The 1,017-nt window shown below is 67.1% G+C and carries 1 protein-coding gene; it reads right to left on the bottom strand.

Annotation, left to right across the window (positions count from 1 at the left end; all coding sequences use genetic code 11):
- Positions 1 to 12: 12 nt before the first annotated feature.
- Positions 13 to 1,017 (bottom strand): ISAzo13 family transposase (locus AB0F72_RS42160; protein ID WP_360444965.1); only part of this gene is annotated, 1,005 nt, incomplete at its 5' end.

The following is a 1,017-nucleotide window of genomic DNA, read 5'->3' as shown; positions in this document are numbered from 1 at the left end:
AGGACCCGTCGATTAATAACTCGCTGCTTTGATCAAGCTGGTGGGGTTGATTCCGGCGTTGCTTGCGTGTGCTGCGAGGTCGGTGCGGGTGGTCAGTCTGACGGTGCTGGTCTCGATCGGGTGCCGGATTTGGGTTAGTAGGGTGCGGATGTTGCGGATCGCGACGTTGATGGTGGTGCCGGCGACGCCGAAGAGGTCGGCGATGACGTTGCGGGGCATCTGGTAGTGGTCGTGCAGCAGGGTGGCTAGTAGTTGGTGGGCGAGGGTGACGCGGATCTTGCGGCCGCCGCCTCGGGGCCGGGCGTGGCCGCGCAGGTTGTGCAGGAACGCTTCGTGGTGGGCTTGGTGAGGAATGGTGAGCCGGTTGACCAGGTCGTTCCATGCGGTCTCGGACATGCCGGTGATGGCGGGATGCAGAAGCGGGTTCAGGTGATGCAGCGGTGGTGGGGCTGACACGGGTTCGGGTCGGGGTGTGGCCGGTTCGGGGCGCAGGGTGTAGTTCCAGTCGCCGTGCCAGTCGTGGCGGTCGATGGGCAGGGCGGTCATCTGCTCGTCGGTGACGGTCGTGCCGGTCGGGTAGTGGCCGGTGTCGAGTTCGGCGTGGACGTGCAGGCCGGTGCTGGTGGTGGTCGCGGCGATGGTGTTGACGATGGTTTCGTGGCTGATCAGCGGCCGGCCGCGCCAGTTCATCGAGATGTGAGCGAACAGGCGATGCTCGATGCGGTTCCATTTGCTGGTGCCGGGCGGGAAGTGGCAGACGGTGATCGGCAGGCCGATCTCGCGGGCGAGAACGGCAAGGTCAGCCTTCCAGGCGCGGGTGCGGTAGCCGTTGGATCCGCCGGCGTCCGCGGTGATCAGCAGCCGCTGGGCGTTCGGGTAGCGGTCCCGGCCGTAGCCGTCCCACCAGCGCCGGAGCGTGGCGACCGCGAACGCGGCGGTGTTGTGATCGGTGCCGACGCCGACCCAGCCGGTGTCCGCGGCCAGGTCGTAGACGCCGTAAGGGATCACCTGACCCAA

The sequence above is a fragment of the Actinoplanes sp. NPDC023936 genome (assembly GCF_040639325.1).
GTDB lineage: Bacteria > Actinomycetota > Actinomycetes > Mycobacteriales > Micromonosporaceae > Actinoplanes.
Note: the sequence above shows the minus strand (reverse complement) of the source record. Positions and strands in the feature narration are given on the sequence as shown.